The sequence below is a fragment of the Trichococcus flocculiformis genome (assembly GCF_900113645.1).
Taxonomy (GTDB): Bacteria; Bacillota; Bacilli; order Lactobacillales; family Aerococcaceae; genus Trichococcus; species Trichococcus flocculiformis.
In genome coordinates this window covers 66,330-81,481 of record NZ_FOQC01000008.1, presented here as the reverse complement: position 1 = coordinate 81,481, position 15,152 = coordinate 66,330, and the positions used below count along the sequence as shown (strand labels likewise).

17 protein-coding genes are annotated in these 15,152 nt (G+C 46.9%); 8 read left to right on the top strand and 9 right to left on the bottom strand.

Going from position 1 to position 15,152, the window contains the following annotated elements; all coding sequences use genetic code 11:
• Both BMZ71_RS05270 and BMZ71_RS05265 read left to right on the top strand, forming a co-directional pair.
• Positions 1-948: IS4 family transposase (locus BMZ71_RS05270; RefSeq protein ID WP_177187501.1), on the top strand; the 948-nt coding region annotated here is incomplete at its 5' end.
• A gap of 175 nt (positions 949-1,123) precedes the next feature.
• Entirely contained in the window at positions 1,124-1,489 is a 366-nt protein-coding gene (locus BMZ71_RS05265) for a YbaN family protein (RefSeq protein WP_086988736.1), read from the top strand.
• A 20-nt stretch (positions 1,490-1,509) separates the two neighbouring features.
• Here the strand turns inward: BMZ71_RS05265 and BMZ71_RS05260 are convergent, their stop codons facing one another.
• Genes BMZ71_RS05260 through BMZ71_RS05250 form a run of 3 tightly spaced genes read right to left on the bottom strand, consistent with a single transcriptional unit; the run spans position 1,510 to position 2,482 of the window.
• Entirely contained in the window at positions 1,510-1,950 is a 441-nt protein-coding gene (locus BMZ71_RS05260; protein ID WP_218142765.1) for an HD domain-containing protein, read from the bottom strand.
• A gap of 55 nt (positions 1,951-2,005) precedes the next feature.
• Complete coding sequence (locus BMZ71_RS05255; RefSeq protein ID WP_086988738.1) at positions 2,006-2,245, bottom strand: SemiSWEET family sugar transporter; 240 nt, start codon at positions 2,243-2,245, stop codon at positions 2,006-2,008.
• A gap of 24 nt (positions 2,246-2,269) precedes the next feature.
• Positions 2,270-2,482, bottom strand: a complete 213-nt coding sequence (locus BMZ71_RS05250; protein WP_218142764.1) for a hypothetical protein — start codon at positions 2,480-2,482, stop codon at positions 2,270-2,272.
• A gap of 128 nt (positions 2,483-2,610) precedes the next feature.
• Here BMZ71_RS05250 and BMZ71_RS05245 point away from each other — a divergent pair, with 128 nt between their 5' ends.
• Positions 2,611-3,504, top strand: coding sequence for a LysR family transcriptional regulator (locus BMZ71_RS05245; protein ID WP_086988739.1), 894 nt, complete (start codon positions 2,611-2,613; stop codon positions 3,502-3,504).
• Positions 3,505-3,753: 249 nt separating this feature from the next.
• Here the strand turns inward: BMZ71_RS05245 and BMZ71_RS05240 are convergent, their stop codons facing one another.
• Entirely contained in the window at positions 3,754-4,194 is a 441-nt protein-coding gene (locus BMZ71_RS05240; RefSeq protein WP_086988740.1) for an OsmC family protein, read from the bottom strand.
• Positions 4,195-4,424: 230 nt separating this feature from the next.
• Between BMZ71_RS05240 and BMZ71_RS05235 the strand changes: the two genes are divergently transcribed.
• Positions 4,425-5,045 (top strand): metal-dependent hydrolase, encoded by a 621-nt coding sequence (locus BMZ71_RS05235; RefSeq protein WP_086988741.1) that lies wholly within the window; start codon positions 4,425-4,427, stop codon positions 5,043-5,045.
• Positions 5,046-5,285: 240 nt separating this feature from the next.
• Here the strand turns inward: BMZ71_RS05235 and BMZ71_RS05230 are convergent, their stop codons facing one another.
• A complete protein-coding gene (locus BMZ71_RS05230; protein ID WP_086988742.1) occupies positions 5,286-5,615 on the bottom strand; it encodes a DUF2500 domain-containing protein in 330 nt (109 codons plus the stop codon).
• Between the two features lie 401 nt (positions 5,616-6,016).
• Between BMZ71_RS05230 and BMZ71_RS05225 the strand changes: the two genes are divergently transcribed.
• On the top strand, positions 6,017-6,640 hold the full coding sequence (locus BMZ71_RS05225) for a DUF1349 domain-containing protein (protein WP_086988743.1): 624 nt from the start codon (positions 6,017-6,019) through the stop codon (positions 6,638-6,640).
• A 114-nt stretch (positions 6,641-6,754) separates the two neighbouring features.
• Here the strand turns inward: BMZ71_RS05225 and BMZ71_RS05220 are convergent, their stop codons facing one another.
• The gene (locus BMZ71_RS05220) at positions 6,755-7,405 is read right to left on the bottom strand and encodes a YczE/YyaS/YitT family protein (RefSeq protein WP_143071392.1); all 651 of its coding nucleotides are present in this window, start codon (positions 7,403-7,405) and stop codon (positions 6,755-6,757) included.
• Between the two features lie 116 nt (positions 7,406-7,521).
• On the opposite strand from BMZ71_RS05220, the gene BMZ71_RS05215 reads away from it, so the two are divergent.
• Positions 7,522-8,385, top strand: a complete 864-nt coding sequence (locus tag BMZ71_RS05215; protein WP_177187500.1) for an AraC family ligand binding domain-containing protein — start codon at positions 7,522-7,524, stop codon at positions 8,383-8,385.
• Positions 8,386-8,401: 16 nt separating this feature from the next.
• Here the strand turns inward: BMZ71_RS05215 and BMZ71_RS05210 are convergent, their stop codons facing one another.
• Positions 8,402-10,624, bottom strand: coding sequence for an alpha-galactosidase (locus tag BMZ71_RS05210; protein WP_086988746.1), 2,223 nt, complete (start codon positions 10,622-10,624; stop codon positions 8,402-8,404).
• Between the two features lie 212 nt (positions 10,625-10,836).
• On the opposite strand from BMZ71_RS05210, the gene BMZ71_RS05205 reads away from it, so the two are divergent.
• Both BMZ71_RS05205 and BMZ71_RS05200 read left to right on the top strand, forming a co-directional pair.
• Positions 10,837-12,294, top strand: coding sequence for a glycoside hydrolase family 1 protein (locus BMZ71_RS05205; RefSeq protein ID WP_086988800.1), 1,458 nt, complete (start codon positions 10,837-10,839; stop codon positions 12,292-12,294).
• Between the two features lie 364 nt (positions 12,295-12,658).
• Positions 12,659-13,177, top strand: a complete 519-nt coding sequence (locus BMZ71_RS05200; protein WP_177187499.1) for a CarD family transcriptional regulator — start codon at positions 12,659-12,661, stop codon at positions 13,175-13,177.
• A 90-nt stretch (positions 13,178-13,267) separates the two neighbouring features.
• Here the strand turns inward: BMZ71_RS05200 and BMZ71_RS05195 are convergent, their stop codons facing one another.
• Both BMZ71_RS05195 and BMZ71_RS05190 read right to left on the bottom strand, forming a co-directional pair.
• Positions 13,268-14,158, bottom strand: a complete 891-nt coding sequence (locus BMZ71_RS05195) for an alpha/beta hydrolase (protein WP_086988748.1) — start codon at positions 14,156-14,158, stop codon at positions 13,268-13,270.
• Positions 14,159-14,284: 126 nt separating this feature from the next.
• Entirely contained in the window at positions 14,285-15,136 is an 852-nt protein-coding gene (locus BMZ71_RS05190; RefSeq protein ID WP_086988749.1) for an aldo/keto reductase, read from the bottom strand.
• Positions 15,137-15,152 lie beyond the last annotated feature (16 nt).

The window sequence follows — 15,152 nt, the reverse complement described above, 5'->3', positions numbered from 1 at the left end:
TTGGGTTGGTCGGATGGGAACACTTTCGTGCCGCTTGCGTTCTCTTTATTGAGCTCAGAAAAACAATCGAACCGTTTCCAGGAAATCAACCCGACCATAGATAAGCGCACCGTGGGTTACAAGCGTCGGAAGGAAGCCGTCAAAAAGTCAACAGAAGCGCTGTTCGACTTGCTTGATGATATAAATCCGCTCCAACTCTGCGCTCGAACGTTACTTTTCGATAGTTGGTTCGCATTTCCAAAAGTAATCAAGCGCGTGGTTTCGGAGTATCCACTCGAGGTAGTCTGTATGCTGAAACGTATGCACCGCGTCTACTACACGTATGAAGGGCAAAAGTATACACTGACCCAGTTGTATCAAGTTGTGCGCAAAAAACGTGGTCGTGCCAAGATCCTCGCATCTGTTGTCGTCAGCTTGGGACTGGACGATAATGAAAAAGAAATTCAGGCCCGTATTGTCTTCGTGCGTGACCGAAATCGCTCCAAAAATTGGCTTGCAATCTTGTCCACGGATATCAATCTGCCTGAAGAAGAAATTGTGCGTCTCTATGGCAAACGCTGGGATATCGAGTGTTTCTTCAAGGTGGCAAAGTCACATCTGGCGCTAGGAAAAGAGTTCCAGTGCCGCAGTTACGATGCGATGGTAGCCCACACGACAATTGTCTTCACCCGTTACATCATGCTCGCCCTTCGTACACGCGAAGAGCAGGATCCCAGGACCATCGGTCAGCTGTTCTTCTTGTGTTGTGATGAACTGGAGGACATCCGCTTTGCAGAGGCGATTCTATTGGTATTTGACTGTCTGAAGGCTTCCCTGACAGAAGAACCTGTCCTGTCCGAAGAAATGGTGGAGTCACTTCTGGATAGAGTTTTCGATAACTTACCAACTTTCTTGAAACGAGCATTCCCACAACCGGAAAAGCAGCTTCCAAGTGCTTTAGCGGCATAATATTATAGCTGGAAATGTTGATGTATCAAGTCTATATGGTCTTTTTTAGTGTGCGAAAGTTGAGTAATATACTATCTGAATAGTATATCACAAACAATCTGCATTACGAGGATATTGTTAACTATAAGCAACAAAAATCATCTGGTTCCTGCCAGATTTGAAGGAGACTAACCATTTGAAAAAATACTTATACATGGGCATGGGTTTCTTGACGTTCGGTCTCGGGACTGTCGGGATATTCCTGCCGTTCTTGCCTACAACTGTCTTCTATCTGCTGACCGGCTTCTTCTGGATACACAGTTCGGACCGTTTGCATAAGCAATTCGTCGAATCGGAAAAATACAAACAATACATCGACGACCCGTTAGTGAAAAAAAACATCACGAACAAAGGGTTGGGCCGGATGTTCGTGATGATGCTCTTTGTCTTTGCGATCCCCTTTACGCTGACCGACAGCACATTGCTGCGCATCGTACTGATAATCGTATATTTGGCCCACCTGATCGGTTTGACCTGGCATCTGCGCTTCAGGAAATCGTAAAAAAATGTGACGCCAGCAATTCACTTCGATAAATATTCAATTGCCTTGCGGTATTTCTCTTCCCGATCCCTATCCTTTTGGGTAATGGTTTCCAGCCTGGTCAGATCCGAATTGTGCTTCAGATCCGCCAACTTCACGGCAGTAGCCAATCCGTTCTTTTTAACCTCTGCCAAATAATCGGCATAGTTCTGGTCCGTTTTTTTGGTCAATGCTTCAACAGCTTCGACTACCGCAACCGATAGCCCCTTAGCCAACAACTCATCGGCTGTCACATCCGTGTCCTCAATGATATCATGCAGCAAGGCGACAGCCTTCTCTTCATCCGTCGCCATCTCTGCGGCCACTTGCAACGGATGCAGAATATAATCAAGCCCGGCTTTATCCGTCTGTCCGGCATGCGCCGTTTTCGCTATTTCAAACGCCAATTCTTCCAACATGATGGCACCACCCTTCTCATCCATTATAAGCGACTTTGTTGAAAAACAAAAAAGGATCAGCGTGAACTGATCCGAATTCTTATTTATATTTCAATTTTGAGATCAAAATGACCAAAGCCAAGCAGAAAGTGACGACGTTTGCGATGAAAAGCGCCATATCACCGATTCTGTAGCCGTGCACCATCCACAAGAAGATACCTATCACTGACATGAGGTACATCCCCAGCGAAATGGCCTTCGTGTCCTTTGTCTGCAAAACTTTGATTACCTGCGGCAAAAAAGCCAATGTCGTTAATACGCCTGCGATTGATCCAATCATGTTTTTTCCCCCTGATTTGTATGTTTATTTTAGTTTGTAGAGCAAGTAGTCCAGACAATCGATTGCCTTCTGGTCCTCATGGATCTTATCCAACAAGCCATGCCTATGTTTTTTCAGTATCTCTATCTGTTTTAGTTGCTCGTTCTTTTTCCGATAGTAAAGGAAAGCAGCGATGGTTTCCTTCGTGCAACCGGCATCCTTCAGATTTGTGATCAGCATTTCTTCAGTTATGTCCACTCGTCTCCCTCCTCATGTGAATAGAATATATCGAATCAGGGTGAATATCAAATACCTATATCAGATAACTTGATATACTTGAAAGGCATAGCAAAAAACACTAAAATGGTGGTGAAGGAGTTGAGGATATGGAAATCAGAGTGCTGCAGTATTTTTTGACAATCGCAAGGGAACAGAGCATTTCAGGAGCGGCAGAATTTTTGCATATTACGCAACCGACCCTTTCCAGACAAATGAAGGAACTGGAAGAGGAACTCGGTAAGCAGCTTTTCATCAGGGGTAACCGGAAGATCACTTTGACGGATGACGGCATGTTGCTGAGAAAACGGGCTGAGGAAATCATCCAGCTTGTGGAGAAAACCGAGTCGGAAATGAATGCGGACACTACTGAATTCAGTGGCGACATTTATATCGGCGGTGGCGAAACCAAAGGCATGCGGATCATTATGCGTGCAATCAGCAAAGCCCAATCGGAGCACCCGCTGCTCAAATTTCATCTGTTCAGTGGTAATGCCGAGGATGTCACGGACCGTTTGGATAAAGGTTTACTGGATTTTGGGGTTCTTGTGGAGCCAACGAACATGTCCAAATATGATTTCATCAAACTGCCGACAAAAGATATCTGGGGTGTCCTGATGAGGAAAGAGAGTCCAATGGCTGTTTTGGAAAGCATCACACCGAAGGATCTGAGGGATAAGCCGGTCATCTGTTCGAACCAGCTTCTGGTGAAAAATGAAATCGCCGGCTGGCTCGGTGGCAATGAACGCAGCCTGAATATCGTCACATCCTATAACCTTCTCTATAATGCCTCCTTGCTCGTGGAGGAAAACAGTCATTATGCGCTGTGCTTGGATGGCATCATCCATACCGGTGAGAGCAGCGATTTGTGCTTCCGTCCGTTGGAACCGCGGCTTGAGGTCGGGCTTCATTTTGTATGGAAGAAATATCAAGTGTTTTCAAAAGCCTCGGACTATTTCTTAAGGTTGGTGCAGGAAGAGGCTCAGAGACAAGTCGACCGTTGATTTTCGGATGATTTGTCTGATTGATTTCGCCAGCTCCGGCGACGAGTATCCTTAGCGTAGGTGAAGGCTGTGATCAATTGGCCAGCTCCCCTCAGCCATCATTCGCCGGAGTTGCATACTTATTTCATGTCTTACCACCGCTGGAGCCTTGCCTCGCCGGTGGTAAAGAACCCCACGCAGCCTATTCGGTCAAAAATAAAAAGCCCAAGTCTATCTATTGCGACTTGGGCTTTTTATTTTTTTAGTGAATCAAATGATGGTGGTATCAAAACTGATGCTGGCAGGATTGATCAAGGTATCGCCAACTGGGCAATGTGATTCAACAAACTCTACGAAATGATGGATCTCCTCTTCGGTGTTATCAGCTTTGACGCGATATGTCGCGTGAATGTCAGTGAAACCGATTTTGACGTTCTCATCACCCAAAAATCCGTCCGTGTTCAGGTTTCCGCTCACTTCAATTTCCAGTTCATGAAGTTTGATGCCGAGCTTTTCGGCAAACATTCTTCCGGCGATGGCTTTACAGCTGCCTAATCCGGCAAGCAATGCCTCCACCGGGCTCAATCCGATGTCAGTACCTCCGAATGCTTCCGGTTCATCCAACACGATAGACTTGCCTCGGGCTTTATTGATCACCTGGTAATTTTCGTGCAAACTTGTCGATGTCACTTTAAATAGTTGATTCGGCATTTCTGTTCCCCCTGTTTATTCAAATTTGATAAGGAAAGAGTACCATCTTCCATGGAGTTTGGATAACATGCAAAATCGAACACATTTGATAGGCAAAATCGAATGAACCCATGCAGAAAATCGGTCATCGGACTATGTAAGGTTTTTGTTTCTTTTTTACGCTGAATCAGATATGATTAGAATGGCAGGAACAAACGTTCTCGCTTATTTTGTTTTTGAGAGGATTCAACATGACTGGAAAAACACACCTAGCGGTAGGGACTGCCGCCAGCTTGCTGGTTACGCAACCCTCCACGCTGAAGGAATTATTCATCTGTCTCGGCGTCGCGATCGTCGGGTCCGTCATCAGCGACATCGATGTCAGCACCTCAGAATCCCATCAGACACTGGACTGGATACTTGGTTTGATACTGGCGGTATCGGTCCTGTTGGCATTCGCGGAGTCGAGATGGTCACTCGGGATTTTCTCAGCCGTCTTGAACGATAGCTCCTACTCTCGGATTTTTTTCGGGACCGTCATTTTCTTGGGTATCTGCATCTTCGGAAAAGAACAGCCGCATCGGTCGTTTCTTCATTCCTTCCTTGGACTGGCCTTGCTGAGCATGGCTGTCTATATTCTGTCTCCGCTGTTGGTCCCTTATTTTGCGGTTGCGATGGCATCCCATATTGCGATCGACACGCTGAACCACAAACGCGTGAAGCTATTCTATCCGCTGCCCGGCGGCATCCGCCTCGGCTTGTGCAGCGCGAACGGCATCGTGAACGACTGGTTGTTCAAAATCGGCAGTCTGGTAGTCGTCATCGAAATAGTCCTGCTGATCGGCAGAATGGGATTGGCATTCTTTTCATAGCTCTAAACTAAAAAACACAAGTATTCCGGCAACAGTTTAGCCGGGATGCTTGTGTTTTTGTTCATGACCGTCCGCAGAGTTGCTCCGTACTCCCGTGAGATTAGTCTTGGTCGGAGGTGGAATTCCGGATACCCCCTTCCTCCGGTTAAGCGGTCTTTGCAGGCGTTAAGACGCTTTAACTTTGCTGTTCTTCGGCGAAATCTGCTTTCGTCGGAACTGGAATCCCTCTATGCAGTCCTCTCAAATCCGTTCGAATTGTCTGAACCATTTTCTTTTGTACGTCAGCCGCCCATAATCACCGATGACATACTTGCGGTATACCCCTCTGCCAACACGGAAAGTGATGCGTTCGCCGCCGTCCACTTCGAATGTCAACACGTAGGTTGTTGTCGTAACCATAGAATCACCGTTCATGTGGCTCGCGTTCTCCGTATCTTTCCCAATCAATGTAGCTTTTTCGGTAACCTCAACGGCAGTCAGATTCAAAACCATATTTATGATCAGATATCCAAATACACTGATGATTCCGATACTCACCAGAGTCATTATCAACTCAAAATTCTCACCCATTCGACATCACACTCCTTGTTAACAGGATAGCACTTTTTAGCGGAATATTAAAAGCAATCACCGTCTAATATAAGAGTCGGGTTTGCCGAATATCGGACTAACATTCGACAAGTTCATTCCAGTTTTGGGCGAAATTGTCGAATACTGCCTAGCATTCGACAATCTGACTCCTTTGCAGAACGAGTTTGTCGAATACATAACGTCTATTCGGCTATTTTGATCCTAAATCCATACCGCCCTCGTATTGGTTCGCGGCGGTTGCACCGCCCCATAGACATGTTTCCGGAAATGCTTTATTCACTGTCATTATCCTCTTTGTCTTTGTGTCTGAACACTTATGTCTCCTTCCATTATTGATTAAGGTTATAATATCAGCATAAATAGTTACGGAGGTTTAATAGATGAGGAAAAATACGGAATTTAATAGTAAAGATTTAAAATGGATAAGGGAACCTAAAAACTATAGCATTACCGAAAACAAAATAGAAATTGTAACAGAGCCTCATACTGACTTATGGCAAAGAACCTATTACAATTTTAGGAATGATAATGCGCCTGTTTTGCAAATTAATACGGATAAAAAATACTTTTCCTTTATAGTAAAAACTGAATTTGAAAGCAATCATCGTTTTGACCAATGTGGAGTTGTTATGTATTTAGATAGCGAAAATTGGTTTAAATGCTCTATTGAATATGAAAATGAAGATTTTCAACATTTAGGAAGTGTTGTTACGAATAGTGGCTATTCTGATTGGGCTACGACAGTTATTGATGCATCGATTAAATCTATGTGGTATAGATTTAGTCGGAGGGAGAATGATTATTGTATAGAATCATCGATCGATGGAATTCATTATAGTCAGATGCGGATATTCCATATGTGGAAAGGTAATGGCGCCATTCAATTTGGTATCTATGCTTGTAGTCCAGAAAATTCATCGTTTAAAGCAACATTTACAAATATGGAGATAACAGATTGCAAATGGCTGGCTCATGATGGGCAAGCCTCAGATGGAAATGTATAGAGAGAAATTTCAATTTGATAATCAGATTATATTGCGGATATTTGGGGCGCAATAATCGTTCAAAAAGAGAGGCTCCCACAAAATGATGGGAGAGCCTCTCTTTTTGAATATATGCTAACTGGCTGTTTTTTGGAAATGCGGTCTTGCCAAAAATAGTTCCACTTTCTTCTTGAAATAGTTGATCAAGGGACCGGTGAAAAAGGCTGTGATGATTGTTCCGATACCGATTTTGGCACCCAAGATCAAGCCAACTGCAACACAACTGAGGTCCGTCATAATCCTGATTTCCCGGTAAGTTAATCGGAGAGGCAATTTTTCCAGCAGAATGATTCCCAAGGCGTCATAAGGAGCAATGCCCATATCAGCAGTCATGTAGACGGCCACCCCGAAACAACACGCGATGAGCCCGATGAGCAATCCCAGCATGCGCATCGTCAGCGTGTCGGGCAGATTCTGCAACATTCCCAACAAAAAGTCCGAAAAATAGCCAACGAAGAAGATTCCCAATACCGTCCCTAAATGGATCAACCTCGGCCGGAACCGAAGCATCACCAACAGAACCGCAATATTTGCCAGCATCTGTATCGTTCCGAAGTCCATTCCAATAAATTCACTGATGCCGATATTCATCGTCACAAACGGATCTGTACCCATTCCGCTGAAACGCATCCAAGCTATGCCACAACTGATGAGACTTGCTCCGAGAAACGTGATGCCACCCCGAAACAGTATGTTGCTCTTTCTTTCTATAGATGGTACGTTCATTGTAATAACCCCTCTCGTTGTCGGTTCGCGCTTAACCCATTTAATTATAGGTTGCTGGAAACGCATCCTATAGATTATAATGTTCTAAAATGCAGTCAAAATGTTAGGAGGTAATGATGGAAACTTCTTATTTCAAATCTTACTTTTTCAACAATCAAAAAGACGTCAAGATTCTTTTCTCCGGAAAAGCGGTCTGCGAGTCGCTTTACAGTTTCGGGCCGGCAGTCCGGCCCAATTACATCATCCATATCGTGACGAAAGGCAAAGGCCGCTATCAGCTGGATAATGAGTCCTATGAAGTGACGGCAGGCCAAGGTTTCATTATTCCGCCGGATACCAGAACTTTTTATCAAGCCGACAAAGAAGACCCATGGAGCTACTATTGGATCGGATTCGAGGGTGATCTCGCCGGGTTCTACCTGGATGCACTGGGGTGTTCGGGCCACCATCCGGTTTTCCAAACCGAAAATACGGAACGCATCATCCAAATCATAGAAGAATCCTTTTCCGAGGATCAAGTTTCTCTTTTTTCCGAATTGATGCTTTCGGCCCGACTGTATGAATTTTTGGCCTTGTTTAAACAGACAACGGAACACTCCATCACCAGAGGTCAGCTAAGGAACCCGCACATCCGGGAAGCGATCGCCTACATCAGGAGCTATTATGCCACACCGATGACCATTCAGAGCCTTGCGGAAGCATTGTGTTTGAACCGTAGCTATCTTTCCAGCATTTTCAAGCAGGAGATGGGTGTGACGCTGCAGCAATATTTGACGGATCATCGTCTGACAAGGGCTGCGGAACTCTTGGGTTTGAACAACTTTTCAATCGACGAGATCGCGGAATACAGCGGCTACCGCGATACCCTGGTCTTTTCCAAAGCTTTCAAAAGAAAGTACGCAGTCACACCGACCACCTACAGAAAGGCGGAATACGAAAAGCGGGAGCAATACAACGAAAAAACGGCGCATCGCTTCTGACGATGCACCGTTTTTTTCATTTTGCTTCGAATATATAAATTTTTGAATCGAAGTCACAAGAAGGTTTTCTTCCGTCGAGAACCTGACCGCAGGAAGCGTCACTTGTCACCAAGCCAATATGCATCAGTTCATCCCCGTAATAGCCCTTCCCATCGGAAATTTCGACGTACTCGATTGAAGGATCCAATCCAATCAAATGCAGTCTTCTGAAAGGCGCATTGACCTCATTCAGAATTTTATATTGGCCCACCAGCACCGTCCGTTTATCTTCGGAAACGACCATCCATGCACAATAGTTCCCGTCGAACGGGCTCATGAGGCGGTAGAAAGTGCCGCTATGGATGATTTTGCGGTACTTTTTGATGAACGTAATCTGTTCCTTGACGATTGCCCTTTCCTGTTCCGTCAATCTGTTCAGATCCAATTCATACCCGAATGAGCCGAATGCCGAAACATTCCCGCGTGTCTCCAACGGTGTATAACGATGAAGCTGTTCGTTAGGAGCTGCGGAAACATGCGCTCCCATCGAGCTCAAGGGGTAAACAAAAGAAGTGCCGTACTGGATTTTCAATCGCTCAACTGCATCCGTATCATCGCTGGTCCATCCTTGCGGAGAATAATAGATCATCCCAGGATCAAAGCGACCTCCCCCGGAAGCGCAAAATTCAAAAAGAATTTCCGGAAACTCGGATGTCAGACGTTCATACAGGTCATAGACGCCCAGCATGTAGCGATGGAACACCTCACCCTGTCTCCCGGCAGGAAGGCTAGGCGAATAAGCCTCTGTGATGCAGCGGTTCATATCCCATTTCACATAAGAAATTTTGGCTTGGCGCAATATCTTGGAAATCATGGCGTAAATATGATCGACTACTTCCGAGCGGGTGAAATCAAGGACATATTGGTGGCGCCCGTGGGAAACCGGTCTTCCAGGTGTATGGATGATCCAATCCGGATGGGCCCGGAAAAGATCACTATCCGCGTTCACCATTTCCGGCTCGAACCATAGCCCGAACTGCAAGCCGATCGCTTCGATTTTTTCAGCCAAGCCGTCAATCCCCTCCGGCAGCAGTTCCCTATTGACGAACCAATCTCCCAGCCCAGCTTGTTCATGACGCCGGCCACCGAACCAGCCATCATCCAGAACGAACAGTTCCACCCCGTCTTGATAAGCTGTTTCGGCAAAATCCAGCAATTGCTGTTCCGTGAAATCCATCCCGGTCGCTTCCCAGTTATTGATCAAAATCGGACGTTCCTTATCGCGCCACGTTCCTCTTGCCAACCGTTTTCGGTAGAGGCTGTGGAAAGTTTGGCTCATGCCGTTCAAACCATTCCCGCTGTGCACCATCACGACTTCCGGTGCCTGGAAAGTTTCCCCCGGTTCAAGCAACCAGCTGAAGCCGAACGGATTGATTCCCATACTGACGCGCGAAACATTGTAGGTATCCACCTCCACCTGCGCCAAGAAATTACCGGAATACACGAAACTGAATCCCAGTACCTCTCCGGTTTGTTCGGTGGCATCCGGTCTTTTCAAAGCAATGAACGGATTTTGGTAGTGGCTGGATGATCCTCTTGCGCTTTCGACACTTTGGATACCCGGAACCAATCGACGGAAGTACGGATGGCGTTCCCGTCCCCAAGCTCCCGACAACTGCAGCAGTTCGTATTCAGCATCGGGCAGATCCAGGTTCATGCTCAGCAAACGTTCCAGCTGCACATTATTCTGTCCATCATTCCGCACACACACGGATCTCGTCACGACAGGACGATCTTCATAGAGTGTGTAGCTCAGCACGACGACCACCCCTGCCAAGGAATCCTCCAAAGTGATTTCCAAAGTAGTCGCCTCTTCCGGAGATTCGACATAGGTGGCCGGCAATCCGACAAGCATTTTCTTACCCGAATGGACCGCGTGTCCTTTCACTTGGAAAGCGGACACGCGGCTGCCGTTCTCGTGCAGCACGCTGATGGCCGGATGGCGGAAATCAGTCGTCCCGTAGACCGGAAATTCCTGGCGTATATGCTCCCTCGAAAACGAGTAGTCCTTTTGGCTGGCATAGGCTGTGTTCGGGCGATACGCCGATTCGATCAGATGGCTGAAATCCGTCCTGTCGGCTACCTTTTTTCCGAAATATAGATTCCCCAGACTGCCATCCTCCAGTACCTGCATGATGTAGCTGATTTTCTGATTGGTCAGATGAAATAATTTCCCTTGTTGATGAATATGAATTGGCATGGAATCGCCTCCTTTATGGTGTAACTGGATTGTAACCCCTTTTTCGCAAGAACCGGAGAGGATAGCGTCTGTTTAATCAGTCAAAATGTTGGAAATAAACTGAATTACTGCAAACGCTACCTTATGCCATGCGTTTTCTACATTAAGCATGTTAAAATAGAGTGGAAATAGCATTTGGAATGGATCATGCAGAAAAAGGAGTGTTCAAAACTATGATGCAAGCAAACAAGAATGCTTTCCCGAAGGATTTTCTCTGGGGTAGCGCTTCAGCAGCTTATCAAGTGGAAGGCGCATGGAACGAGGACGGCAAAGGCCCTTCGATCTGGGATGAATTCGTGAAAGTACCCGGCACCACCTTCAAAAACACAAACGGGGATGTCGCGGTCGACCATTACCATCGCGTGGAGGAAGATATCCGCTTGATGGCGGAAATGGGCCTGAAAACCTATCGTTTCTCCATCGCCTGGGCACGGATTTTCCCGACTTCCATGGATGAGGTGAACCAAAAGGGCTTGGATTTCTATCACAAGCTGATCGATCTGTGCCTCGAAAACGGCATCGAGCCGATGGTGACGATCTATCACTGGGATCTGCCGCAGTTCCTGCAGGAAAAATACCGCGGTTGGGAAAGTCGGGAAGTCATTACCGACTTCAAGAAATACGTTGTGACTTTGTTCGAGGCGTACGGCAGCAAGGTGAAATATTGGATCACGATCAACGAGCAGAACATCTTCACACGGATGGGCTGGCTGACGGCGCAGCATCCGCCGAAAATGAGCGGCGAAGAAAAACTCTATTACCAGGTCAACCATAACGTGTTCTTGGCGCATGCCGAGGCCGTGCTCGCCTTCCAGGATCTGGTTCCGGACGGCATGATTGGTGCGAGCTTCGCGCTGCATCCGAGCTACGCCATCGACTGCAAGCCGGAAAATGTTGTAGCAAAGATGGATTACGACGATCTGAAAAACTATTGGTGGATGGATGTTTACGCGCATGGGCGCTATCCGAAAGCAGCCATGAAGTATCTCCAGACTAAAGGCGTGGCACCTGAATTAGAGCCGGGCGATGCGGAATTGTTGGCTGAAGCGGCCAAGCACGTCGACTTCATGGGCGTCAACTATTACCGCAGCGATACGGTCGAGTACAACCCGTTGGACGGCGTTGATAGCAGCAGCGTGTTCAACACGACCGGCGAAAAAGGATCGATGACTGTTCCGGGCGTTCCTGGCTTGTACAAAAATCCGCTGAATCCGAATCTGCCGACGACCGATTGGGATTGGACCATCGATCCTATCGGCATCCGTGTCGGCTGCCGCGACATCACGAGCCGCTATGACTTGCCGATCATCATTTCCGAAAACGGCCTCGGCGCTTTCGACACACTCGAGGAGGACGGCAGCATCCATGACCCTTACCGGATCGCCTATCTATCGGAACACCTCAAGGAAATCAAACTGGCGATCGAAGAAGGCTCGGAAGTGCTCGCCTACTGCACATGGTCGTTCACCGATCTGCTCAGCTGGCTGAACGGGTACCAAAAACGCTACGGCTTCGTCTATGTCGACCAGTACGAAGAAGCCGTCGAACCTTCCCTTAAGCGCTACAAGAAGGATAGCTACTTCTGGTACAAGGACGTCATCGCCAGCGATGGAAAAACGCTGTTCGAGTGACAGTCCCTCATTCCAAAAATCATAGAATAGCGCAAAATACCCGATGGAGAGGGTTTCATCGGGTATTTTGCTGTACTTTGTCATCTATTTCCCGGTGAACGGACCCTCACTGGGAATTCCGGTCCGCTTTTTTCGAACAAATCTGTGAGCAAAACGTGATCGTGGATTTCCTCTTATTTTCTTTTTGAACGACATTTTACAATGAAAGCCATGTATCAAAAACTTTATTTGAAATCACCCCTTACAAAAACAGTCAATATTTGGTATAATATGTATACAACGTGTTGTTTTGACGAACGTAAGTCCTGTTGTCAAAAATCTGCACGCTTTTTTTGTTGCTTTTGGAAAAGATATGGAGGAAAAAATGTACAAAGTAAATGATTTGATAGTGTATGGTAACGAAGGGGTCTGCAAAGTCGAAGCGATCGAAGTTATGAATGTCACTGCTGTCGCAAATGATCGTCTATATTATGTTTTGAAGCCACTGTATCGTAACGGAACAGTATTCACACCCGTTGATACGAAAGTATTTATGCGTCCCGTTATATCGGCTGATGACGCGCAAGAAATCATCGAACAAATTCCGTCAATCGAAACGGATGTCTTATACAGCAGCGCAAATCTTCTTTCCGATCATTATGATAAAGCCATGGAACGGCATGATTGCAAGTACCTGATCCAAGTGATCAAAACAGTTTACCTCAAGAACCAGATCGCAGCCACAAAGAATAAAAAAGTCTCCGAAACCGACAGACGCTACATGAAAAAAGCAGAAGATATGCTTTACGGTGAATTCGCGGTCGTGCTTGAGATGCCAAAAAACGACGTAAAAGCTTATGTCGAAGAAAAAGTGGCGGCAATTGAACTAAGCTTAATCAAATAAAACACTTTAAATGAAAAACAGAAATCCGGATAAAGGATTTCTGTTTTTTTCTCTCGCATTCGTCTCTTTGCACACGTACATGCACGTGCCCTATTCCATTTGTTTTTCCCAAAAACGGACCGCCTCATCGATCCAGCCTTCAGCCTTCGTGCCGGTTCCCAGTCCGAAGCCATGCCCCAATCCTGCAACCACATTGAAAGCGACCGGTATCCCTAGCCCTTTCATTTTCTGCGCTCTTCTGCGCATGACTTCCGGGTCGCCAATGTAGTCGTTCGCACCGACGATGCTGAAAGTCGGCGCATCATTTTCCGAATAGCCCGCATGCCCGGTGTAGGCCATAACCACTGCTCGCGGCCTAATGACTGTTCCCCCTCCATAAGCACGCGCACCATTAGCACTGATGTTGGCAACGATGCGGGCTCCGGCTGAACCGCCCCAGAGCGAATAGTTCTGTCTATCGATACCCAACTCGGCTGCATGCCCTTCGATGAAATCGATGGCCGCAGCCATGTCTTCGGTTGCCTTCCGGTTCCCCAGACGGTAGCGGAGCACAAACGCATGATAACCATGCTCGGCGATTTTCGCGGCAAACGGGAAACCTTCATGGACGGACTCGACATAAGCAAAGCCGCCTCCGGGAGCGATCACTGCAAAAGGCGATCCGGCTTTGCCGCGAAAGCAGAACAAGCCGGTCTGCCTTTTTTCAAGATCCTTGGCTTTCTCTTCTTCCGAATAAATATCAAAGAAAATCTGTTCGCCCGCATCCACGGCAGCGATCATCCGATTGAGCGCCTGCACGACTGTATCCACATCCACCTGGCTGTGATACGGCAAAAGCCTGGCGATCCTCGATAACGGCAGATCAAAATCCGCCCTGTCGTTCCACGGCAGCAGCAAGTGGCCGAATCCACGGAAAGCCGGGTTAGCAACCATTGTTCCGAGCGTATCGTTTCTGGTGAGGTATGAAGTTCCTTTTGTCATCGCTGGTCATCCTTTCTGTCTTGAAATGTGCTCCCTATTGAACAAGAAAAGCGGCTAAATTGAATCAGCCGCTTCCACATGTGTATGATTTTATGTTTACAACTGGCGTTGCCTTCTGATTTTCTTTTAAACGCCCATTTTTCTTTCCGCCAACCATTTGATGATCTTAGGATCGGCATGCGAGAAGAATTGGCTTTCGCCCTCATCAAGAGTCGCGATCTGCGCTTTGTCTTCATCCGTCAAAGCGAAGTCGAACACATCCAGGTTTTCAGCCATCCGTTCCGGTTTGGTCGATTTTGCCAAGACAACGATGTCTTGCTCCACCAACCAGCGGGTGATGACTTGCGCCACTGATTTGTTGTATTTTTTCCCGATGGCGACCAGCACTTCGTTGTTGAAGATGTCATTTTTGCCTTCCGCAAAAGGAGCCCAAGCTTCCGGCATGATGCCTTCTTCTTTCAACGCTGCGATGACTTCGATGCGTTGGTGGAACGGATTGATTTCAATCTGGTTCATCTGCGGTACGACTTTATTGAAGGTCGCCAAATCCACCGCACGGTCAACGGCGAAGTTGGAAACACCGATTGCGCGCACTTTGCCTTGTTCCTGCAATTCCTCCATTGCTCTCCAAGCTCCATGGACATCGCTGTATGGCTGGTGGATCAACAGCATATCGAGGTAGTCCAACCCCAGACGCTTGAGCGAGCGCTCGAATGAAGCTTTTACGCCTTCATAGGAAACATTTTCCACCCAAACTTTGGTTGTCACAAAAAGCTCTTCGCGCGGCACGCCGGAATTTGCGATGCCGCGTCCGACCGCTTCTTCGTTCATGTACGACTGGGCTGTATCGATATGGCGGTAGCCCGCTTTGATTGCTGCAATGACGGATTGTTCTGCCTCAACAGGATCGGTAATCTGAAAAGTACCGAAGCCCAAAACTGGAATCTCAACACCGTTGTTTAATTTTACTGTTTGCATATCATAACCTCCAATT

Excerpts from the sequence above, each read along its gene's own strand:
- BMZ71_RS05260 (WP_218142765.1), bottom strand. The coding sequence starts at position 1,950 with ATGGATGAGAAGGGTGGTGCCATCATGTTGGAAGAATTGGCGTTTGAA.
- BMZ71_RS05255 (WP_086988738.1), bottom strand. The coding sequence starts at position 2,245 with ATGATTGGATCAATCGCAGGCGTATTAACGACATTGGCTTTTTTGCCG.
- BMZ71_RS05245 (WP_086988739.1), top strand. The coding sequence starts at position 2,611 with ATGGAAATCAGAGTGCTGCAGTATTTTTTGACAATCGCAAGGGAACAG.
- BMZ71_RS05240 (WP_086988740.1), bottom strand. The coding sequence starts at position 4,194 with ATGCCGAATCAACTATTTAAAGTGACATCGACAAGTTTGCACGAAAAT.
- BMZ71_RS05235 (WP_086988741.1), top strand. The coding sequence starts at position 4,425 with ATGACTGGAAAAACACACCTAGCGGTAGGGACTGCCGCCAGCTTGCTG.
- BMZ71_RS05230 (WP_086988742.1), bottom strand. The coding sequence starts at position 5,615 with ATGGGTGAGAATTTTGAGTTGATAATGACTCTGGTGAGTATCGGAATC.
- BMZ71_RS05225 (WP_086988743.1), top strand. The coding sequence starts at position 6,017 with ATGAGGAAAAATACGGAATTTAATAGTAAAGATTTAAAATGGATAAGG.
- BMZ71_RS05220 (WP_143071392.1), bottom strand. The coding sequence starts at position 7,405 with ATGAACGTACCATCTATAGAAAGAAAGAGCAACATACTGTTTCGGGGT.
- BMZ71_RS05215 (WP_177187500.1), top strand. The coding sequence starts at position 7,522 with ATGGAAACTTCTTATTTCAAATCTTACTTTTTCAACAATCAAAAAGAC.
- BMZ71_RS05210 (WP_086988746.1), bottom strand. The coding sequence starts at position 10,624 with ATGCCAATTCATATTCATCAACAAGGGAAATTATTTCATCTGACCAAT.
- BMZ71_RS05205 (WP_086988800.1), top strand. The coding sequence starts at position 10,837 with ATGATGCAAGCAAACAAGAATGCTTTCCCGAAGGATTTTCTCTGGGGT.
- BMZ71_RS05200 (WP_177187499.1), top strand. The coding sequence starts at position 12,659 with ATGTACAAAGTAAATGATTTGATAGTGTATGGTAACGAAGGGGTCTGC.
- BMZ71_RS05195 (WP_086988748.1), bottom strand. The coding sequence starts at position 14,158 with ATGACAAAAGGAACTTCATACCTCACCAGAAACGATACGCTCGGAACA.
- BMZ71_RS05190 (WP_086988749.1), bottom strand. The coding sequence starts at position 15,136 with ATGCAAACAGTAAAATTAAACAACGGTGTTGAGATTCCAGTTTTGGGC.